The 19961-nt window shown below is 72.9% G+C and carries 18 protein-coding genes; 16 read left to right on the forward strand and 2 right to left on the reverse strand.

Going from position 1 to position 19961, the window contains the following annotated elements; genetic code table 11:
- Window positions 1-65 precede the first annotated feature (65 nt).
- The 6 genes from ACWDVG_RS14805 (at window position 66) to ACWDVG_RS14830 (ending at window position 6307) form a co-directional block, all read left to right on the forward strand.
- Window positions 66-1064 carry an ABC transporter permease gene (locus ACWDVG_RS14805; RefSeq protein WP_451699546.1) on the forward strand — a complete coding sequence of 333 codons (999 nt, stop codon included), beginning with the start codon at window positions 66-68 and terminating at the stop codon, window positions 1062-1064.
- Window positions 1061-2167, forward strand: a complete 1107-nt coding sequence (locus tag ACWDVG_RS14810) for an ABC transporter ATP-binding protein (RefSeq protein ID WP_451699547.1) — start codon at window positions 1061-1063, stop codon at window positions 2165-2167. The genes ACWDVG_RS14805 and ACWDVG_RS14810 overlap by 4 nt, the downstream gene beginning before the upstream one ends.
- Complete coding sequence (locus ACWDVG_RS14815; protein WP_451699548.1) at window positions 2164-3351, forward strand: ABC transporter ATP-binding protein; 1188 nt, start codon at window positions 2164-2166, stop codon at window positions 3349-3351. The genes ACWDVG_RS14810 and ACWDVG_RS14815 overlap by 4 nt, the downstream gene beginning before the upstream one ends.
- Before the next feature lie 39 nt (window positions 3352-3390).
- The gene (locus tag ACWDVG_RS14820) at window positions 3391-4077 is read left to right on the forward strand and encodes a trimeric intracellular cation channel family protein (protein WP_451699549.1); all 687 of its coding nucleotides are present in this window, start codon (window positions 3391-3393) and stop codon (window positions 4075-4077) included.
- A 23-nt stretch (window positions 4078-4100) separates the two neighbouring features.
- Entirely contained in the window at window positions 4101-4973 is an 873-nt protein-coding gene (locus ACWDVG_RS14825) for a thioesterase family protein (RefSeq protein ID WP_451699550.1), read from the forward strand.
- Between the two features lie 170 nt (window positions 4974-5143).
- The gene (locus tag ACWDVG_RS14830) at window positions 5144-6307 is read left to right on the forward strand and encodes a cysteine desulfurase family protein (protein WP_451699551.1); all 1164 of its coding nucleotides are present in this window, start codon (window positions 5144-5146) and stop codon (window positions 6305-6307) included.
- Here the strand turns inward: ACWDVG_RS14830 and ACWDVG_RS14835 are convergent.
- On the reverse strand, window positions 6300-6950 hold the full coding sequence (locus tag ACWDVG_RS14835) for an N-acetylmuramoyl-L-alanine amidase (RefSeq protein WP_451699552.1): 651 nt from the start codon (window positions 6948-6950) through the stop codon (window positions 6300-6302). The two genes, ACWDVG_RS14830 and ACWDVG_RS14835, sit on opposite strands and share 8 nt — an antisense overlap.
- 61 nt (window positions 6951-7011) lie before the next feature.
- Between ACWDVG_RS14835 and mnmA the strand changes: the two genes are divergently transcribed.
- Complete coding sequence (gene mnmA, locus ACWDVG_RS14840; protein WP_451699553.1) at window positions 7012-8130, forward strand: tRNA 2-thiouridine(34) synthase MnmA; 1119 nt, start codon at window positions 7012-7014, stop codon at window positions 8128-8130.
- A 94-nt stretch (window positions 8131-8224) separates the two neighbouring features.
- Here mnmA and ACWDVG_RS14845 read toward each other — a convergent pair whose 3' ends face one another.
- Window positions 8225-9001 carry an alpha/beta fold hydrolase gene (locus ACWDVG_RS14845; RefSeq protein WP_451699554.1) on the reverse strand — a complete coding sequence of 259 codons (777 nt, stop codon included), beginning with the start codon at window positions 8999-9001 and terminating at the stop codon, window positions 8225-8227.
- Window positions 9002-9115: 114 nt separating this feature from the next.
- Between ACWDVG_RS14845 and ACWDVG_RS14850 the strand changes: the two genes are divergently transcribed.
- From ACWDVG_RS14850 to gatB, 9 genes are all read left to right on the forward strand, one after another.
- Window positions 9116-9655, forward strand: a complete 540-nt coding sequence (locus ACWDVG_RS14850; RefSeq protein WP_451699555.1) for an LOG family protein — start codon at window positions 9116-9118, stop codon at window positions 9653-9655.
- Window positions 9656-9662: 7 nt separating this feature from the next.
- Window positions 9663-10361 carry an SDR family oxidoreductase gene (locus tag ACWDVG_RS14855; RefSeq protein ID WP_451699556.1) on the forward strand — a complete coding sequence of 233 codons (699 nt, stop codon included), beginning with the start codon at window positions 9663-9665 and terminating at the stop codon, window positions 10359-10361.
- Between the two features lie 12 nt (window positions 10362-10373).
- On the forward strand, window positions 10374-11372 hold the full coding sequence (locus tag ACWDVG_RS14860; RefSeq protein ID WP_451699557.1) for a methionine synthase: 999 nt from the start codon (window positions 10374-10376) through the stop codon (window positions 11370-11372).
- 32 nt (window positions 11373-11404) lie between these two features.
- Entirely contained in the window at window positions 11405-13585 is a 2181-nt protein-coding gene (ligA, locus tag ACWDVG_RS14865; protein ID WP_451699558.1) for an NAD-dependent DNA ligase LigA, read from the forward strand.
- A gap of 311 nt (window positions 13586-13896) precedes the next feature.
- Window positions 13897-16011, forward strand: a complete 2115-nt coding sequence (locus ACWDVG_RS14870) for a putative bifunctional diguanylate cyclase/phosphodiesterase (protein ID WP_451699559.1) — start codon at window positions 13897-13899, stop codon at window positions 16009-16011.
- A gap of 97 nt (window positions 16012-16108) precedes the next feature.
- Window positions 16109-16405, forward strand: a complete 297-nt coding sequence (gatC, locus tag ACWDVG_RS14875) for an Asp-tRNA(Asn)/Glu-tRNA(Gln) amidotransferase subunit GatC (RefSeq protein WP_015036350.1) — start codon at window positions 16109-16111, stop codon at window positions 16403-16405.
- A 6-nt stretch (window positions 16406-16411) separates the two neighbouring features.
- The gene (gene gatA, locus ACWDVG_RS14880; RefSeq protein WP_451699560.1) at window positions 16412-17911 is read left to right on the forward strand and encodes an Asp-tRNA(Asn)/Glu-tRNA(Gln) amidotransferase subunit GatA; all 1500 of its coding nucleotides are present in this window, start codon (window positions 16412-16414) and stop codon (window positions 17909-17911) included.
- A gap of 5 nt (window positions 17912-17916) precedes the next feature.
- Window positions 17917-18150, forward strand: a complete 234-nt coding sequence (locus ACWDVG_RS14885) for a hypothetical protein (RefSeq protein WP_451699632.1) — start codon at window positions 17917-17919, stop codon at window positions 18148-18150.
- A 16-nt stretch (window positions 18151-18166) separates the two neighbouring features.
- Window positions 18167-19678 carry an Asp-tRNA(Asn)/Glu-tRNA(Gln) amidotransferase subunit GatB gene (gatB, locus tag ACWDVG_RS14890; protein ID WP_451699561.1) on the forward strand — a complete coding sequence of 504 codons (1512 nt, stop codon included), beginning with the start codon at window positions 18167-18169 and terminating at the stop codon, window positions 19676-19678.
- Window positions 19679-19961: the final 283 nt, after the last annotated feature.

The following is a 19961-nucleotide window of genomic DNA, read 5'->3' on the forward strand; positions in this document are numbered from 1 at the left end:
CGCGGCGTCGCCGCCCGCCCCGACCTGGTGAAGCCCAACGCCGAAGAGCTCGCCCGGCCGACCGCATGCTTGCATACATAGTCCGACGGCTCTTCGCCGTCGTCGTGATGCTGCTCGTCGTCACGCTCGTGACGCTCAGCATCTTCTTCCTCATCCCCAAGATGACCGGCAGCGACCCTGCCGCGATGTTCGTCGGCAAGCAGGCGGATCCGGCATCCATCGAGGCCATCCGGCAGAAGCTCGGCCTGGACGAGCCGATCCTGGTGCAGTTCTGGCACTTCGTGTCGGGCATCTTCGTCGGCCGCGACTACACGGGCGGCGGCTCCACCATCCACTGCGCCGCCCCGTGCTTCGGCTACTCGTTCCGCACCGAGCAGGACGTGTGGACGATGATGGTCGACGCCTTCCCCGTCACCCTCTCCATGGTGATCGGCGCGGCCGCCCTGTGGCTGGTCCTCGGCATCACCGCGGGCGTGCTCTCCGCGCTCAAGCGGGGCACGGTCGTCGACCGCGCGGCGATGATGACCGCGCTCGCCGGCGTCTCGCTGCCCATCTTCTTCACCGGCATGCTGGCGATGTTCGTCTTCCGCACGCAGCTGGGCTGGCTCAACGCCTCCTACGTGCCGATCACCGAGTCCTTCGGCGGCTGGTTCGGCGGCCTGCTCCTGCCGTGGGTCACCCTCGCCTTCCTGTACGCGGCGATGTACGCGCGCCTCACCCGCGCCACCATGCTGGAGGTCCTCGGCGAGGACTACATCCGCACCGCGCGCGCCAAGGGCCTGCCCGAGCAGGTCGTGCTGGGCAAGCACGCGATGCGCTCCACCATGACCCCCATCCTGACCATCTTCGGCATGGACCTCGGCGCCCTCGTCGGCGGCGCGATCCTGACCGAGACCACGTTCAACCTCCAGGGCCTCGGCTGGATGGCCATCAAGGGCGTGAGCGAGCGTGACCTGCCGCTGATCCTGGCCGTCACCCTCGTCACCGCGTCCTGTGTGGTCATCGCCAACCTCGTCGTGGACCTGCTGTACGCGGTGATCGACCCCCGAGTGAGGCTCGCATGACGGACAAGCTGACGAAGACGGGCGCCGCCGTGGGGGAGCCCGTCGACACGGGGAGGTCCGCGCCGTCCGACGCCTTCCTCGACGTACGCGACCTGAAGATCCACTTCCCGACCGACGACGGCCTGGTCAAGTCCGTCGACGGCCTCAGCTTCCAGCTGGAGAAGGGCAAGACCCTCGGCATCGTGGGCGAGTCCGGCTCCGGCAAGTCGGTCACCTCGCTCGGCATCATGGGCCTGCACACCGTCGGCCAGTACGGCCGGCAGAAGGCCAGGATCTCCGGCGAGATCTGGCTGAACGGGCGCGAGCTGCTCTCCGCGGACCCGGAGGAGGTCCGGCGGATGCGCGGCCGCGAGATGGCGATGATCTTCCAGGACCCGCTGTCCGCGATGCACCCGTACTACACGGTCGGCAACCAGATCGTGGAGGCGTACCGCGTCCACCACGACGTCGACAAGAAGACGGCGAAGAAGCGGGCCGTCGAACTCCTCGACCGGGTCGGCATCCCCGAGCCCGCCAAGCGGTTCGACAACTACCCGCACGAGTTCTCCGGCGGCATGCGCCAGCGCGCGATGATCGCCATGGCGCTCGTCAACAACCCCGAACTCCTCATCGCGGACGAGCCGACCACGGCCCTCGACGTCACCGTCCAGGCCCAGATCCTCGACCTGATGCGGGACCTCCAGAAGGAGTTCGGCTCCGCGGTCGTCATCATCACCCACGACCTCGGCGTCGTCGCCGAGCTCGCCGACGACATCCTCGTGATGTACGGCGGGCGCTGCGTCGAGCGCGGCCCGGCGGAATCCGTCTTCTACGAGCCCCAGCACCCCTACACCTGGGGCCTGCTCGGCTCGATGCCGCGGATCGACCGGGAGCAGACCGACCGGCTCATCCCGGTGAAGGGCAACCCGCCCAGCCTCATCAACGTCCCGAGCGGCTGCGCCTTCAACCCCCGTTGCCCGTACGCCGACGTCCCCAAGGGCGGCGTCACGCGCACCCAGCGGCCCGAGCTGGCACTGGCCGGGGAGCGCCACTACTCCGCCTGCCACATGCCGCAGGAGGAGCGCACCCGGATCTGGACCGAAGAGATTGCGCCGAAACTGTGAGCGAGACCAAGGAATCGACGCCGGAGCCCCTGCTGAAGGTCACCGGCCTGCAGAAGCACTTCCCCATCAGGAAGGGGCTGCTCCAGCGCCAGACCGGTGCCGTCAAGGCCGTGGACGGGCTGGACTTCGAGGTCTACCCCGGTGAGACCCTCGGTGTCGTCGGCGAGTCCGGCTGCGGCAAGTCCACCATGGGCCGGCTCATCACCCGGCTCCTGGAGCCCACGGGCGGCACCGTCGAGTTCCAGGGGACGGACATCTCCCACCTCGGCGTGGCCGGGATGCGTCCGCTGCGCCGGGACGTCCAGATGATCTTCCAGGACCCGTACGGCTCGCTGAACCCGCGCCACACGGTCGGCTCGATCGTCTCCGCCCCCTTCAAGCTCCAGGGCGTCGAGCCCGAGGGCGGAGTGAAGAAGGAGGTCCAGCGGCTGCTCGGCCTGGTGGGCCTCAACCCCGAGCACTACAACCGCTACCCGCACGAGTTCTCCGGCGGCCAGCGCCAGCGCATCGGCATCGCCCGCGCGCTCGCGCTCAAGCCGAAGCTGGTCGTGGCGGACGAGCCCGTCTCCGCCCTGGACGTCTCCATCCAGGCGCAGGTGGTCAACCTCCTGGACGACCTCCAGGACGAGCTCGGCCTCACGTACGTCTTCATCGCGCACGACCTCTCCGTCGTCCGGCACGTCTCCGACCGCATCGCCGTGATGTACCTCGGCAAGATCGTCGAGCTGGCGGACCGGAAGTCCCTGTACGAGGCGCCGATGCACCCGTACACCCGGGCCCTGATGTCCGCGGTGCCGGTGCCGGACCCGCGGCGCCGGGGCGCGAAGAGCGAGCGCATCCTGCTCAAGGGCGACGTCCCCTCGCCGATCGCCCCGCCGTCGGGCTGCCGCTTCCACACCCGCTGCTGGAAGGCGACGGACCTCTGCAAGACCCAGGAGCCGCCGCTCCTGGAGCTCCGGCCGGGCCAGCGGGTGGCCTGCCACCACCCGGAGAACGCGGACGGCCTGACGGTCCCGGCGGCCCGCGAGTCGGTGGACGTCACGATCACGAAGAAGCCGGCCGAGCCGGAGGCGACGCCGGAGCCCCCGGCGAAGCCCGCGTCCGACTCCGCGCCGGAGTCCGCGGCGGAGCCGACGCCGGACCCGGCCCCGGGCCCGGCCCCGGACCCGAGCCCCGAGGCCTGACGCGGCCGGAGCCCCCTGGCCCCAGGGGGCTCCGGCACAATGGGGCCGGTGGTCCACGATCTGTTCAGCCCCGACGTCCAGCACGCCCTGGATCTCGTCGGCATCTTCGTCTTCGCCATCTCCGGCGCCCTCCTCGCCGTCCGCAAGAACTTCGACGTCTTCGGCATCGCCGTCCTCGCCGAGGTCACCGCGCTGGGCGGCGGGCTCCTCCGGGACCTGATCATCGGCGCCGTACCCCCCGCCGCCTTCACGGATCTGGGCTACTTCCTGATGCCCCTGATCGCGACGGTCCTCGTCTTCTTCCTCCACCCCCAGGTGGAGCGCACCCAGCGGGCGGTGAACGTCTTCGACGCCGCCGGGCTCGGCCTCTTCTGCGTGACCGGCACGACCAAGGCGTACGACTACGGCCTCGGGCTCACCTCCTCCGCCGCCCTCGGCCTCGCCACCGCCGTCGGCGGCGGAGTCCTGCGCGACGTCCTCGCCAACGAGGTCCCCTCGCTGCTGCGCTGGGACCGCGACCTCTACGCGGTGCCGGCGATCGTCGGCGCGACGATGGTCGTGCTCTGCATCCGTTTCGACGCGCTGAACGCCCTCACGAGCGGCGCCGCCGTCCTCACCGCCTTCCTCCTGCGGCTGCTCGCGATGCACTACCACTGGCGGGCGCCCCGCGCCTGGAACCGGCGCTCGTCCACCCGCGAGGAGCCCGAAAAAGCTACCGCTCAGTAGTTTCCTGCGGTACCGTCGACGTCATGAGCACGAGCACCGAGACGAGCGCGGCGACGGACGCCGTCGCCCCGGCGGCGGCGAGCGAGTTCGACCGCGACACCGCTGTCACCCTCCGCGAGCCCGGCGTCTACGACGCCGACCTCTCCGCCGGCTGGACGATCATCCACGCCGTCAACGGCGGCTACCTCCTCGCCCTGCTCGGCCGCGCCCTGGGCGACCACCTCCCGCACCCCGACCCGTTCACGATCTCGGCGCACTACCTCACGCCGTCCGTGCCCGGCCCCGCGGTGATCCGCACCGAGACCGTCCGCACCGGCCGCACCCTCTCCACCGGCCAGGCCTCCCTCTTCCAGTACGAGGAGGACGGCACCGAGGTCGAGCGCATCCGCGTCCTCGCCTCGTACGGCGACCTCGACGCGCTCCCCGACGACGTCCGCACCACCGCGACGCCCCCGGCGATGGCCCCCGTCGAGAACTGCTTCGGCGCCTCCGACGGCCCGACCCCGCAGATCCCCGGCTCCTCCGCGATCACCGAGCGCCTCGACATCCGCCTCGACCCGGCCTGCGTCGGCTGGGCGATCGGCGCCCCCTCGGGCAAGGGCGAGATGCGCGCCTGGTTCGGACTCGCCGACGGCCGCGAGCCCGACGCGCTCTCCCTGCTGCTCACCGTCGACGCCCTGCCGCCGACCTCCTTCGAGCTGGGCCTCAAGGGCTGGACCCCGACCGTGGAGCTCACCACCCACGTCCGCTGCCGCCCGGCCCCCGGCCCGCTGCGGGTCTCCATCACCACGCGCAACCTCGCCGGTGGCTTCCTGGAGGAGGACGCCGAGGTCTGGGACACGGCCGGCCGCCTGGTCGCCCAGTCCCGCCAGCTCGCCCGCGCGCCCCGCGGCTGACGGGCGAAGCTTCCGCGCGGCCGGCCCGCACAGCCGGCCGCGCGGGGTGCGACGTCTCCGGCGGGCCCCGGTCGAGGGGCCGCGCGGGGCCGCGTGTGTGGGCCGCGCCGGGCCGCGTCGGTGGGCCGGGCGCCGGGTGGTCGCGGGCGGGCTCGTAGAATCGACCCACCATGGCTTACCTGGACCACGCCGCGACCACGCCCATGCTTCCCGAGGCGATCGAGGCGATGACCGCCCACCTCGCCGTCACGGGCAACGCCTCCTCCCTGCACGCCGCCGGCCGCCGCGCCCGGCGGACCGTCGAGGAGGGCCGCGAGGCCCTCGCCGCCGCACTCGGCGCACGGCCCAGCGAGGTCGTGTTCACCTCCGGCGGCACCGAGGCCGACAACCTCGCCGTCAAGGGCCTCTTCTGGTCCCGCCGCGCCGCCGACCCGCGCCGCGTCCGCGTGCTCGCCAGCCCCGTGGAGCACCACGCGGTCCTGGACGCCGTCGACTGGCTCGCCACCCACGAGGGCGCCGACGTCGAGTACCTGCCGGTCGACCACTACGGCCGGGTCCACCCCGACGCCCTGCGCGAGGCCATCGCCCGCGACCCCGGCTCCGTCGCCCTCGCCACCGTGATGTGGGCGAACAACGAGATCGGCACCGTCCTGCCGGTCCGCGAACTCGCCGCCGTGGCGGCCGAGTTCGACGTGCCGCTGCACGCCGACGCGGTCCAGGCCGTCGGTCAGGTCCCCGTCGACTTCGCCGCCTCGGGCCTCGCCGCGATGACCGTCTCCGGCCACAAGATCGGCGGCCCGTACGGCATCGGCGCGCTGCTCCTCGGCCGTGCCCACAGCCCCGTCCCCGTCCTGCACGGCGGCGGACAGGAGCGGCACGTCCGCTCCGGCACCCTCGACGTGCCCGCGGTCGCCGCCTTCGCCGTCGCCGCCCGCCTCGCCGCCGAGGGCCAGGAGCACTTCGCCCGAGAGATCGGCGCCCTGCGCGACGAACTCGTCGCCGCGGTCCGCAGCGTCGTCCCCGACGCCCTCCTCGGCGGCGACCCCGTCGACCGGCTCCCCGCCAACGCGCACTTCACCTTCCCCGGCTGCGAGGGCGACTCCCTGCTCCTGCTGCTCGACGCCGCCGGCATCGCCTGCTCCACCGGCTCCGCCTGCACCGCGGGCATCGCCCAGCCCAGCCACGTCCTCCTCGCCACCGGCACCGACCCGGACCTGGCCCGCGGCACCCTGCGCTTCTCCCTGGGGCACACCTCCACCCGGGCGGACGTGGCCGCGGTGGCCGAGGCCATCGGACCGGCCGTCGAGCGGGCCCGCACGGCCGGCCTCAGCTGAGCTTCGCCCGCTCCGCCCGCACGAGGCGCAGGTAGCGGTCCCAGTCCCAGTGCGGGCCGGGATCGGTGTGGTCGGTCCCCTCGACCTCGACGTGCCCGATGATGTGCTCCCGGTCGACGGGTATCCCGTACCGGGCGCAGATCCCGGCGGTGAGCCGCGCCGACCCCGCGTACATGGCCGCAGTGAAGTCCTGCGGCCGGTCGACGAAGCCCTCGTGCTCGATGCCGACGCTGCGCTCGTTCATGTCGCGGTCGCCGGCGTGGAACGCCACGTCGAGCTCGCGGATCATCTGCGCCACGTGCCCGTCCGCGCGCACCACGTAGTGCGTGGCCGCGCCGTGCGAGGGGTCCCTGAAGACCTTCAGCGCCGTGGCGTAGCTGCCCTGCACGACGTGGATCACCACCCGGTCGATCGTGAAGTCGTCCGGCCGGTCCGCCCGCCGCCAGTTCGCCCGCGAGGCCGCCGCCCACACGGCCGCCTTGTGGTCGAGCTCCCCCTCGACCCGGTCCCGCTCCATCCCCGGCAGCCGCCACCACAGGCGCCCCAGCTCGTCCCTGGCGTACACGGCCGTGCCCGCCACGGCGGCCGCGCCGCCGATCAGCACGGCGCGCCGCCCCACCCCCTTGTTCGACTTGCTCCCCATGCCCACCAGAACGTTCACCACCGCCGCCGCGGTTCCCGGCGCCCCGTACCCTGGTAGGGCTATGACTAAGACTCTCCGTGTCCTCGCCGCCATGTCCGGCGGGGTGGACTCCGCCGTCGCCGCCGCCCGGGCCGCCGAAGCCGGGCACGACGTGACCGGGGTGCACCTGGCGCTCTCCGCGAACCCGCAGTCCTTCCGTACCGGCGCGCGCGGCTGCTGCACGATCGAGGACTCGCGCGACGCGCGCCGGGCCGCGGACGTGATCGGCATCCCGTTCTACGTGTGGGACCTCGCCGAGCGGTTCCGCGAGGACGTCGTCGACGACTTCGTCGCCGAGTACGAGGCCGGCCGCACGCCCAACCCGTGCCTGCGCTGCAACGAGAAGATCAAGTTCGCGGCGCTGCTCGACAAGGCCCTCGCCCTCGGCTTCGACGCGGTCTGCACCGGCCACTACGCCACCGTCGTCCTCACCGAGGACGGCTCCCGCGAGCTGCACCGGGCCTCCGACATGGCCAAGGACCAGTCGTACGTCCTCGGGGTCCTCGACGAGAAGCAGCTGGCGCACGCCATGTTCCCGCTCGGCGACACCCTCACCACCAAGGAGGAGATCCGCGCCGAGGCCGAACGGCGCGGGCTCGCCGTCGCCAAGAAGCCCGACAGCCACGACATCTGCTTCATCGCCGACGGCGACACGCAGGGCTTCCTCGCCACCCGCCTCGGCCGCGCCGAGGGCGACATCGTCGACGAGTCGGGTACGAAGGTGGGCACCCACGAGGGGGCGTACGGCTTCACCATCGGCCAGCGCAAGGGCCTGCGCATCGGGCACCCCGCCCCGGACGGCAAGCCCCGCTACGTCCTCGACATCTCGCCCGTGAACAACACCGTCACGGTCGGCCCCGCCGAGTCCCTCGACGTCACCGCGCTGACCGCGATCAAGCCCCGCTGGTGCGGCACGGCCCCCGAGGGCCCCGGCCGCTACACCGCCCAGCTCCGCGCCCACGGCGGCGAGACCCCGGTGAGCGCCGCCCTGGAGGACGGCGAGCTCCGCGTCACCTTCGACGAGCCGGTCCGCGGCGTCGCCCCGGGCCAGGCGATCGTGCTCTACGACGGCCCGCGCGTGGTGGGCTCGGCGACGATCGCGACGACGACCCGCCGCACCACCGCGACGACGACGGCCTGACGCCCGGGGCCGGACGCCCCCCGGGGGTCCGGCATGGGGCCCATGGCCGGACGCCCCCCCCGGGAGCCCGCCGGGCGGCCGGGGCGGCCCCCGCTCAGGCCGCCTCGCTCGCCGCGCGCTCCTCCGCCAGGAACTCCACCAGGACCGGAGCCAGGACGTGCGGCGCCACCTGGTGGGTCTGGCCCGTCAGCGTCCGGTGCCGGGCCCGGGGCAGCGCCGACGTCAGGGCCAGCGCCGCCCGGCGCGTCGGCGCCGGGCTCGCGCCTCCGTCGACCACCAGCACGCGCGCGTGGACCTCCGCCGGCACCGTGCCCGCGTAGAGCACCGCGTCGAGCATCGCGCCGTCGTACGCCAGCGTGTGCGCCAGCTCCGCCAGCGCGGACCGCGCGCGCCCCGGCACGCCCCCCGTCGCCGCGAGGAGCAGGTCGAGCGCCGCGTCCCGCCGCCCCCGCCCGACGAGCTCCGCCGCCGCCCGGAGCCGTACGCCCGCGTCCGCCGCGTACGGCGGCTCGAAGACCGCCACCGGGCCCGTCGCCACCCCGGCCGCCACCGCGGCGAGCGCCAGCGCGCCGCCCGTGTCCGCCCCGTGCAGCGCCGCGCCGGCCCCGGCCTCCGCGACCACCGCCGCCAGGTCCTCGACCTCCCGCTCCACCGCGTACGGGCCGGTGTCGCCGCTCGCACCGCGCCCCCGCCGGTCGTACGCCACGACCGAGAAGCCCCCGCGGGCGAGCAGCGCCGCCAGCGGCCGCTCGTCCACGGCCGTGCGCAGCGGTCCGCTCACGAGCACGACCGGGGGCCCGTCCCCGTACCGCTCGTACGCGATCTCCGTACCGTCCGCCGACACGACCCGGCCCCGGGACCCGCTCGGCATGGTGTTCACCTCGTCCATGCCAGTGCAGACCGCGGCCGCCGCCCCAACTCATCGCCGCCCGGCGCACTTTCCCGAAGGAACGTGGAAACCGCTGGCCAGGGCTACGGTGGGGCCATGAACATCTGCGTCTTCCTCTCCGCCGCCGACCTCGACGAGCGCTACACCGCCCCCGCGCGCGAGTTCGCCCGCCGCCTCGGCAAGGCCGGCCACACCCTCGTGTGGGGCGGCTCCGACACCGGCCTCATGAAGGTCGTCGCGGACGGCGTCGAGGAGGCGGGCGGACGGCTCGTCGGCGTCTCCGTCGACTTCCTCGCCCACAAGGCCCGCCCCGGCGCGGACGAGATGGTCGTCGCGAAGGACCTCGCCCAGCGCAAGGCGCTCCTCCTCGCCAAGTCCGACGCGATCGTCGTCATGGTCGGCGGCACCGGCACCCTCGACGAGGCCACCGAGATCCTGGAGCTGAAGAAGCACGGCAAGCACCGCAAGCCGGTGGTCCTGCTCAACACCGAGGGCTTCTACGACGGCCTCCGGGATCAGTTCCGCCGCATGGAGGACGAGGGCTTCCTGCCGCTGCCCCTCACCGACCTCGTCTTCTTCGCCGAGAACGGCGAGTCGGCCCTCGCCCACCTGGAGGCGGAGATCGCCGCCCGCTGATGCGAGCATGGGGACCATGGCTACACATGTGATCACCGGAGCGGGTTCCGGCATCGGCGCGGCCGTCGCGCGCCGCCTCCACGCGCGCGGGGACGAGCTCGTCCTGCACGCGCGCGACGCGGGCCGCGCCAGGGAACTCGCCGCCCGGTTTCCCGGCGCCCGCACCCTCGTCGGCGACCTCGCCGACCCGGACCGGCTCTCCTGGGCCTTCTCGCACCAGACCCTGCCCGAGCGGGTCGACAGCCTCCTGCACATCGCCGGCGTCGTCGACCTCGGGCCGGTCGGCGAACTCACCCCGAAGACCTGGCACCAGCAGCTCGACGTGAACCTCGTCGCCCCCGCCGAGCTCACCCGGCACTTCCTGCCCCAGCTGCGCGTCACCCAGGGCCACGTCGTCTTCGTGAACTCCGGCGCCGGGCTCAACGCGCACGCCGAGTGGGCCGCCTACGCCGCCTCCAAGCACGGCCTCAAGGCCCTCGCGGACGCGCTGCGCCACGAGGAGCACGCCAACGGCGTGCGCGTGACCTCCGTCTACCCGGGCCGCACCGCGAGCCCCATGCAGGCCAAGGTGCACCAGCAGGAGGGCAAGGAGTACGACCCCTCGCGGTGGATCGACCCCGAGTCGGTCGCGACGGCGATCCTCACCGCCCTCGACCTCCCGCGCGACGCGGAGATCAACGACCTGACCGTCCGTCCGGGCCGGTAAGGAGCGCTGGAGATGAGCGACACACGACTGTGGGGCCCGGCCACCGGCGTCGGGTCCCTGCCCGGCGGCGACGCCCGCGAGGCCGCCAAGACGGTCACCGGCTCCTTCGAGGACTTCCCGTACCTCGCCGAACTCCCCGCCCGCGGCCCCGGCGCCGACATGACCGGCCGCACCCTCGGCCTGCTCGTCGACCTCTACGCGCACGTGGAGCCGAGCGGCTGGCGGATCAGCGACCGGCCCGGCCGCGACACCCGCCGTGCCCGCTCCTGGCTCGGCGAGGACCTCGACGCCCTGGAGGAGTTCACCCAGGGGTACGAGGGGCCGCTCAAGGTCCAGGCCGTCGGCCCGTGGACGCTCGCCGCCGCCCTCGAACTGCGCGGCGGCGAGGCGGCGCTCGGCGACCCCGGCGCCTGCCGCGACCTGACCGCCTCCCTCGCCGAGGGCCTCCGCGCGCACCTCGCCGAGGTCCGCAAGCGGGTCCCCGGCGCCCGCGTCGTGCTCCAGCTCGACGAGCCCTCGCTCACCGCCGTGCTGCGCGGGCAGATCCGCACCGCCAGCGGCTACCGCACGCACCGGGCCGTCGACCGGCAGGTCGTGGAGAGCGCCCTGCGCACGGTGGTCGAGGTCCACGACGGCCCGGTGGCCGTCCACTCCTGCGCCCCCGACGTGCCCTTCGCGCTCCTCCGGCGGGCCGGCGCCGCGGCCGTCTCGTTCGACTTCGGACTGCTCACCGAACGTGACGAGGAGCCGATCGGCGAGGCCGTGGAGGCCGGCACCGTCCTCTTCGCCGGTGTGGTGCCCTCCACCGACGGCCCGTTGTCGGACCCGGGCGGTAGCGTCATGGGTGTCAGGACGCTGTGGCGCAGGCTGGGGCTGAATCCGGGGACTCTCGCCGAGTCCGTGGTCGTCACCCCGACGTGCGGGCTCGCGGGCGCTTCGCCCGCCTACGCCCGCGCGGCGCTCGCCCACTGCGTCCGGGCGGCGAGATCGCTCGCGGACAACCCAGAGTGACCGGGTTTCGAGGTACGGGAGGACGGACGAAGGTGGCAGTCGAACAGGGGGCCCCGCCCGCCGAGGCACGGGAGAAGCACGCCGACCTGGCCGAGCAGGTCGAGGAGCACCGCTTCCGGTACTACGTGAAGGACCAGCCGGTCATCAGCGACGGCGAGTTCGACCGGCTCCTGCGCGCCCTGGAGGCGCTGGAGGAGGAGTACCCGGAGCTGCGCACGCCGGACTCGCCGACCCAGAAGGTCGCCGGCCAGTACGAGACCGAGTTCACCGCGGTCGAGCACCGGGAGCGCATGCTCTCGCTCGACAACGTCTTCGACGACGCGGAGCTCGCCACCTGGGCCGAGCGCGTCGCGCGGGACGTCGGCACCCCCGACTTCCACTACCTGTGCGAGCTGAAGGTCGACGGCCTCGCCGTCAACCTCACCTACGAGCACGGGCGGCTGACCCGGGCGGCGACCCGCGGCGACGGCCGCACGGGCGAGGACATCACGCCCAACGTCCGCACGATCGCCGACATCCCCGAGCGCCTCAGGGGCGAGCGCATCCCCGCCCTGGTCGAGGTCCGCGGCGAGGTCTACTTCCCGATGGAGGGCTTCGAGGCGCTCAACGCCCGCCTCGTCGAGGCCGGCGACAAGCCCTTCGCCAACCCGCGGAACGCGGCGGCGGGCTCGCTCCGCCAGAAGGACCCCAAGGTCACCGCCTCCCGCCCGCTCCACATGGTCGTGCACGGCATCGGCGCCCGCGAGGGCTTCGAGATCTCCCGCCTCTCGGAGACGTACGCCCTGCTCCACGAGTGGGGCCTGCCCACCGCCCGGCACAACAAGGTGGTCGGCTCGCTCGACGAGGTGCGGGAGTTCATCACGTACTTCGGCGAGCACCGGCACTCCGTGGAGCACGAGATCGACGGCGTCGTCGTCAAGCTCGACGAGATCCCGCTCCAGGGGCGGCTCGGCTCCACCGCCCGCGCCCCGCGCTGGGCGATCGCCTGGAAGTACGCGCCGGAGGAGGTCAACACCAAGCTCGTCGACATCAAGGTGGGCGTCGGCCGCACCGGGCGCGTCACCCCGTACGCCCAGGTCGAGCCGGTCACCGTGGCCGGTTCCGAGGTCGAGTTCGCCACCCTCCACAACCAGGAGGTGGTGAAGACCAAGGGCGTCCTCATCGGCGACACCGTCGTGCTGCGCAAGGCCGGCGACGTCATCCCCGAGATCCTCGGCCCGGTCGCCGACCTGCGTGACGGCAGCGAGCGCGAGTTCGTCATGCCGGCGGAGTGCCCCGAGTGCGGCACCCCGCTGAAGCCGATGAAAGAGGGCGACATCGACCTCCGCTGCCCGAACGCCCGCACCTGCCCGGCCCAGCTGCGCGAACGCCTCTTCTTCCTCGCCGGGCGCCAGTGCCTGGACATCGAGAACTTCGGAGCGGTGGCCGCCGCCGCGCTGACCCGCCCCCTGGAGCCGGCCGAGCCGCCGCTCCTCGACGAGGGCGACCTCTTCGACCTCACCATCGAGCAGCTGCTCCCGATCAAGGCGTACGTGCTCGACCCGGACAGCGGACTTCCCAAGCGGGACCCGAAGACCGGCGACGAGAAGATCGTCACCGTCTTCGCCAACCAGAAGGGCGAGCCGAAGAAGAACGCCCTCGCGATGCTGGCGAACATCGAGGCCGCCAAGACCCGTCCGCTCGCCCGCTTCATCAACGGCCTATCCATCCGGCACGTCGGCCCGGTCGCGGCCGAGGCGCTGGCCCGCGAGTTCCGCTCCCTGGACCGGATCGAGCAGGCGACCGAGGAGGAGCTCGCGGCCGTCGACGGCGTCGGCGGGATCATCGCGGCCGCCGTGAAGCAGTGGTTCTCCGAGGAGTGGCACCGCGAGATCGTGCGCAAGTGGCGGGCGGCCGGAGTCACCCTGGAGGACGAGGGCGCCGGGGAGGACGAGGGACCGCGCCCCCTGGAGGGCCTGACGGTCGTGGTCACCGGCACGCTCCAGGACTTCACCCGGGATGGCGCAAAAGAATCCCTCCAGAGCCTCGGAGCCAAGGTAACGGGTTCCGTTTCGAAGAAGACCGCCTTCGTGGTGGTCGGTGAGAACCCCGGGTCGAAGTACGACAAGGCGATGCAGCTGAAGGTTCCGGTTCTCGACGAGGACGGGTTCCGCATCCTGCTCGAACAGGGGCCCGAAGCCGCTCGGGAGGCCGCCGTCCCGGTCGCCGGGTGACGCCCCTCCGCCGACGGCGGAAGCTCACCCGTTCGGCGCATACCAGATCCTTAAGGGTGGCCAGGTCGCATTCGGGCAAGACAGGGAGAGCGCTGCCCGCCGGAGCCCTCGGCGGCCTAGTGTGGTGACCGTGCGTCTGGTCCTGCACGGCCGCGCGAGGGCTCTGCGCGGCCGTGGCGCCAGGACACCGGCCCAGTGACATGAGCAACGGCCGCCGTCGGCGACCGCATGACGGACGGCCGGACGACGGACGGCCGCCCGCGGCGGCCCATCGCACACCGACGGCACCGCCGCCTGTGAGAGGGACGGGAATGGAACCGACCGAGAGCGCAGCCCCGGTCGCACGGCCCCGCGGCCGTGCGGTCACCACCGGCTTCACCGCCGGGCTGCCCGCAGCCGTGCTGGGCACCGCCGCGGCCGTGCTCCTCACCGGCCTCCAGCGGGCCCTGAGCACCGGACACGGACTCTTCCCCGACGGCACCGCCGGCTGGTCCCTCGCCGTCCTCACCGGCCTCATCGTCGGCCACCTCGTCGCCCTCGGCCGCGACCGCTGGTGGGGCGGCACCGGCTCCGGCGCCGCCCTCACCCTCGCCGTGCTGCTCCTGTACGGCTGGGTGCCCGCCGGACTCGTCTCGCTCACCGTCGTCGTCCTCGTCGGCGCCGCCCGCCGCCACCGCTGGCGCCAGGGCCTGCTGCACGGCGCCGCCGACATCCTCGGCGTCGGGGCCGCCGCCCTCGTCCTCGCCGTCTTCGGAGACGTACCGAGCGTCGAGGCACCCTGGCAGCCCCTCGACTGGGGGATCGCCGACCTCCCGGAGGTCGTCGTCGCCGCCGGCACCTACCTCGTGGTGACCCGGCTGCTCCTGTGGTACACGCTCGCGCCGCCCGGCCGCGGACTGCCCACCGTCGCCCGCACCGCCCTCCTCCGCCAGGGCCTCGTCGCCGTCGCCCTCCTCGGCATCGCCCCCCTCATCTGCGTCGTCGCCGTCTCCCGGCCGATCCTCCTGCCGCTCTTCGCCGTCCCCCTCATCGCCCTCGACTCCACCCTCTGGATCGCCCGCGCCCGCGCCGAGGAGCAGCTCCGCGACCCGCTCACCGGGCTCCCCAACCGCCAGTGGCTCCTGGAGCGCGCGTGGACCGCCCTGGAGGACGCCGAGGGCGAAGGCGTCCGCGCCGCGCTCGTCCTCATCGACCTCGACCGCTTCCGCTCGGTCAACGACACCCTCGGCCACCTCGCGGGCGACCGGCTCCTCCTCCAGATCGCCGACCGGCTCCGCCTCGCCCTGCCCCGCGGTGCCGAGGCCGCCCGCCTCGGCGGCGACGAGTTCGCCGTCCTGCTGCCCACCGCCGACTCCACCACCAGCGCGCAGCGCGTCGCCCGCCACCTCGTCGCCGAGCTGTCCTCCCCGCTCGACCTCGACGGACTCACCCTCGTCCTGGAGGCCAGCGCGGGCGTCGCCGTCTTCCCCGACCACGCCCGCGACGCCGAGGGCCTGCTCCGCCGCGCCGACGTCGCCATGTACCAGGCCAAGCGCGACCGCACCGGCGTCGAGGTCTACGAGTCCAAGCGCGACTCCAACACCCCCGACCGGCTCGGCCTCCTCGGCGACCTCCGCCGCGCCCTCGACGCGGGCGAGGTCGAACTCCACTACCAGCCGAAGGTCGGCTTCGACGGCCACGTGGCCGGTCTCGAAGCCCTCGTCCGCTGGGTCCACCCCGAGCGAGGGAAGGTTCCTCCGGACGAGTTCATCGCCATCGCCGAGTCCTCCGGCCTGATGCCGCACCTCACCGAGTACGTCCTGGAGACCGCCCTCGCCCAGGTCGCCCGCTGGCGCGCCCAGGGCCTGAACGTCCCGGTCGCCGTCAACGTCTCGCCCCGCGACGTCCACACCCCCGGCTTCGCCGGCGCCGTCGCCGCCCGGCTCGCCCGGCACGGCGTCCCCGCCGGAGCCCTCCAGCTGGAGATAACGGAACACGTCCTCCTCGAGGACCCGCAGCGCGCCGCCGACACCCTGAACGGCCTCACCGGCCACGGCGTCAAGATGTCCCTCGACGACTTCGGCACCGGCTACTCCTCGCTCGTCCACCTGCGCAGGCTGCCGGTGAGCGAACTGAAGATCGACCGCTCCTTCGTCGCCCGGCTCGCCGTGGACACCGAGGACGCCGAGATCGTGCGCTGCACCGTCGACCTCGCCCACTCCCTCGGCCTCCTCGTCGTCGCCGAGGGCGTGGAGGACGACGAGACCTGGGAGCGGCTGCGCGACCTGGGCTGCGACGCCGTCCAGGGCTGGCTCGTCGCCGCCGCCATGCCCCCCGCGGAGGCCACCGCCTGGCTCCTCGCCCGCGGCGAGCACGGCTGGCACCGCCCCTCCGACACGACGGCGGCCGTCGAGCCGGCCCGGCCCTCCGGCCAGGTCGTGCAGTGACGGCCGGGCCGCCCTCCGGGCAAACCGTTTCACGGGCAGCGGTGCGGGCCCCATAGGATTGGGCCAACACCATCAAGCTCACCCCGTGAGGATCCGCATGCCTGGCATCACGCGCGAGGAGGTCGCCCACCTCGCTCGGCTGGCGCGTCTGGAGCTGAAGGGCGAAGAACTCGATCACTTCGCCGGCCAGCTCGACGACATCATCGGCGCGGTCGCCCGCGTCTCCGAGGTCGCCGACCAAGACGTACCGCCGACCTCCCACCCGCTGCCGCTGACCAATGTCATGCGCGCGGACGAGGTCCGTCCGTCGCTCACCCCCGAGCAGGCGCTCTCCGGCGCCCCGGCCCAGGAGCAGCAGCGTTTCAAGGTGCCGCAGATCCTGGGGGAGGACTAAGAAGTCATGACGGACATCAGCATCATCAAGCTCACGGCCGCCGCGATCGCCGAGAAGATCGCCTCCGGCGAGCTGACCGCGGTCCAGGTCACCGAGGCCCACCTCGCCCGCATCGACGCCGTCGACGAGAAGGTCCACGCCTTCCTGCACGTCGACCGCGAGGGCGCCCTCGCGCAGGCCCGCGCCGTGGACGAGAAGCGAGCCCGGGGCGAGAAGCTCGGCCCGCTCGCCGGTGTGCCGCTCGCGCTCAAGGACATCTTCACCACCGTCGGCATCCCGACGACCGTGGGCTCGAAGATCCTGGAGGGCTGGATCCCGCCGTACGACGCGACCCTGGTGAAGAACCTCAAGGCCGCCGACGTCGTCATCCTCGGCAAGACCAACATGGACGAGTTCGCGATGGGCTCCTCCACCGAGAACAGCGCCTACGGCCCGACCGGCAACCCCTGGGACCTGACCCGGATCCCCGGCGGCTCCGGTGGCGGCTCCTCGGCCGCCCTCGCCGCGTACGAGGCGCCCCTCGCCATCGGCACGGACACCGGCGGCTCGATCCGCCAGCCCGCCGCCGTCACCGGCACCGTCGGCGTCAAGCCGACCTACGGCGGCGTCTCGCGCTACGGCATGGTGGCGTTCTCCTCCTCGCTCGACCAGGGCGGCCCCTGCGCCCGCACGGTCCTGGACGCGGCCCTCCTGCACGAGGCGATCGCCGGCCACGACCCGCTCGACTCGACCTCCATCGACGCCCCGGTCCCGCCGGTCGTCGAGGCCGCCCGGAACGGCTCGGTCGCCGGCATGCGCGTCGGCGTCGTCAAGCAGTTCCGCGGCGAGGGCTACCAGGCCGGTGTCGTGCAGCGCTTCGACGAGTCCGTCGAGCTCCTGAAGGAGCTGGGCGCCGAGATCGTCGAGCTGGACTGCCCGACCTTCGACCTGGCCCTCTCGGCGTACTACCTCATCGCGCCGTCCGAGTGCTCCTCGAACCTCGCGCGCTTCGACGCCATGCGCTACGGCCTGCGCGTCGGCGACGACGGCACGCGTTCGGCCGAGGACGTCACCGCCCTCACCCGCGAGGCCGGCTTCGGCGACGAGGTCAAGCGCCGCATCATCCTCGGTACGTACGCGCTGAGCTCCGGCTACTACGACGCGTACTACGGCTCGGCCCAGAAGGTCCGCACGCTCATCACCCGCGAGTTCGAGAAGGCCTTCGAGGAGGTGGACGTCATCGTCTCCCCGACGACGCCCACCACCGCCTTCCCGATCGGCGAGCGCGCCGACGACCCGATGGCCATGTACCTCGCGGACCTGTGCACCATCCCGACCAACCTCGCGGGCAACGCGGCCATGTCGCTGCCCTGCGGCCTCGCGCCCGAGGACGGACTCCCGGTCGGCCTGCAGATCATCGCCCCCGCCATGAAGGACGACCGGCTCTACAAGGTCGGAGCCGCCGTCGAGGCCGCCTTCGTGGAAAAGTGGGGTCACCCGCTGCTCGAGGAGGCTCCGTCGCTGTGAGTGCCATGGCAAAGAAGGCCAAGAACTTCAAGAAGTCGAAGACCGGCGTCTACGTGTCGCTGGCCACCACCGCGTTCGGAGCCGTCAGCGTCGCCAAGCAGGCGAAGCTGGCGCGCAACGACGGCGACGTGCTGCGGCTGGTCGACGCCGCCGTGTCCGCCGCCGCCATCGTTACCGGCCTGGCGATCCTCTACCGGGAGCTGAAGCGCCTGGGCGACGACGACGTCCTGCTGGGCTGAGAGGGAAAGTCTCACCGTGACTGTCACTGAACTGCTGTCGTACGAGGCGGCGCTCGCCGCGTACGACCCCGTCATGGGCCTGGAGGTCCATGTCGAGCTCGGCACCAAGACGAAGATGTTCTGCGGCTGCTCGACCGAGCTGGGCGCCGACGCCAACTCGCAGACGTGCCCGACCTGCCTCGGCCTGCCCGGCTCGCTGCCGGTCGTCAACGCGATCGGCGTCGAGTCCGCCATCAAGATCGGCCTCGCGCTGAACTGCGAGATCGCCGAGTGGTGCCGCTTCGCCCGGAAGAACTACTTCTATCCGGACATGCCGAAGAACTTCCAGACCTCCCAGTACGACGAGCCGATCGCCTTCAACGGCTACCTGGACGTCCAGCTGGAGGACGGCGAGGTCTTCCGCGTCGAGATCGAGCGCGCCCACATGGAGGAGGACACCGGCAAGTCCACCCACATCGGTGGCGCGACCGGCCGCATCCACGGCGCCTCGCACTCGCTGCTCGACTACAACCGCGCCGGCATCCCGCTCATCGAGATCGTCACCAAGCCGATCGAGGGCGCCGGCGAGCGGGCCCCCGAGGTCGCCAAGGCGTACGTGGCCGAACTGCGCGAGCTGATCCGCGCGCTGGGCGTCTCCGAGGCGCGGATGGACAAGGGCCAGATGCGCTGCGACGTGAACCTGTCGCTGCGCCCGAACGGCACCACGACCTTCGGCACCCGCTCGGAGACGAAGAACGTCAACTCGCTCCGCTCCGTGGAGCGGGCGGCGCGCTTCGAGATCCAGCGCCACGCGGCCGTTCTCGCCTCCGGCGGGACGATCGTGCAGGAGACCCGTCACTTCCACGAGGACGACGGCACCACCACCTCCGGCCGCATCAAGGACAACGCCGAGGACTACCGGTACTTCCCGGAGCCGGACCTCGTCCCCGTCGCCCCGTCCCGCGCGTGGGTCGAGGAGCTGCGCAAGGGCCTGCCCGAGCTGCCGCGCGTGCGCCGCAACCGGCTGCGCGAGGAGTGGGGCGTCTCCGAGGTGGAGATGCAGGCCATCCTCAACGCGGGCGCGGTCGACGCCATCGTCGCCACCACCGAGGCGGGCGCGGACGCCGCCTCGGCCCGCAAGTGGTGGATGGGCGAGCTGGCCCGCAACGCCAACGAGAAGGGCGTCTCCCTGGAGGAGCTGCCGATCACGCCGGCGGACGTGGCCCGGGTCTCCGCCCTGGTCGCGGCCGGTGACCTCAACGACAAGCTGGCCCGCCAGGTCATCGAGGGCGTCCTCGCCGGCGAGGGCACTCCGGACGAGGTCGTCGAGAAGCGCGGTCTGAAGGTCGTCTCCGACGACGGCGCGCTCGGCGCGGCCGTCGAGGAGGCCATCGCGGGCAACGCCGCCATCGCCGACAAGATCCGCGGCGGCAAGGTCGCCGCGGTCGGCGCCCTGGTCGGTGCGGTCATGAAGGCCACCCGTGGCCAGGCGGACGCGGCGAAGGTCAAGGACCTGATCCTGGAGAAGCTGGGCGTCAGCGAGGGCTGATCCCGCGCGCGTACGCGAAGGAGGGCGGCCCGCACCGGAGTTCCGGGGCGGGCCGCCCCTCGTCGTTCCCGGCTCCGGCGCGCACCGGCGCCTACCGGGCCGCCCACCCCGCAGGCGGGCCGTCGGTGGCCGTCGGTGGCCTTCGGTGGCCGAAAAGCGCTTGGACTCCCGTCCCGTCCCCTTGGACGTTCACTGGCACGCCGCCACCGGGTCTTCTCGGCGTCATCCCGTCTCACTACCGTCCCCGGCGTACCACCCAATGGCTCGAAGGCGAACCATTGGC

It is taken from the genome of Streptomyces sp. NPDC003327, assembly GCF_053589515.1.

Excerpts from the sequence above, each read along its gene's own strand:
- ACWDVG_RS14855 (WP_451699556.1), top strand. The coding sequence starts at position 9,663 with ATGGGGACCATGGCTACACATGTGATCACCGGAGCGGGTTCCGGCATC.
- mnmA (WP_451699553.1), top strand. The coding sequence starts at position 7,012 with ATGACTAAGACTCTCCGTGTCCTCGCCGCCATGTCCGGCGGGGTGGAC.
- ACWDVG_RS14845 (WP_451699554.1), bottom strand. The coding sequence starts at position 9,001 with ATGCCGAGCGGGTCCCGGGGCCGGGTCGTGTCGGCGGACGGTACGGAG.
- ACWDVG_RS14835 (WP_451699552.1), bottom strand. The coding sequence starts at position 6,950 with ATGGGGAGCAAGTCGAACAAGGGGGTGGGGCGGCGCGCCGTGCTGATC.
- ACWDVG_RS14820 (WP_451699549.1), top strand. The coding sequence starts at position 3,391 with ATGGGGCCGGTGGTCCACGATCTGTTCAGCCCCGACGTCCAGCACGCC.
- gatA (WP_451699560.1), top strand. The coding sequence starts at position 16,412 with ATGACGGACATCAGCATCATCAAGCTCACGGCCGCCGCGATCGCCGAG.
- ACWDVG_RS14810 (WP_451699547.1), top strand. The coding sequence starts at position 1,061 with ATGACGGACAAGCTGACGAAGACGGGCGCCGCCGTGGGGGAGCCCGTC.
- ACWDVG_RS14825 (WP_451699550.1), top strand. The coding sequence starts at position 4,101 with ATGAGCACGAGCACCGAGACGAGCGCGGCGACGGACGCCGTCGCCCCG.
- ACWDVG_RS14805 (WP_451699546.1), top strand. The coding sequence starts at position 66 with ATGCTTGCATACATAGTCCGACGGCTCTTCGCCGTCGTCGTGATGCTG.
- ACWDVG_RS14870 (WP_451699559.1), top strand. The coding sequence starts at position 13,897 with ATGGAACCGACCGAGAGCGCAGCCCCGGTCGCACGGCCCCGCGGCCGT.
- ACWDVG_RS14830 (WP_451699551.1), top strand. The coding sequence starts at position 5,144 with ATGGCTTACCTGGACCACGCCGCGACCACGCCCATGCTTCCCGAGGCG.
- ACWDVG_RS14850 (WP_451699555.1), top strand. The coding sequence starts at position 9,116 with ATGAACATCTGCGTCTTCCTCTCCGCCGCCGACCTCGACGAGCGCTAC.
- gatC (WP_015036350.1), top strand. The coding sequence starts at position 16,109 with ATGCCTGGCATCACGCGCGAGGAGGTCGCCCACCTCGCTCGGCTGGCG.
- ACWDVG_RS14885 (WP_451699632.1), top strand. The coding sequence starts at position 17,917 with ATGGCAAAGAAGGCCAAGAACTTCAAGAAGTCGAAGACCGGCGTCTAC.
- ACWDVG_RS14860 (WP_451699557.1), top strand. The coding sequence starts at position 10,374 with ATGAGCGACACACGACTGTGGGGCCCGGCCACCGGCGTCGGGTCCCTG.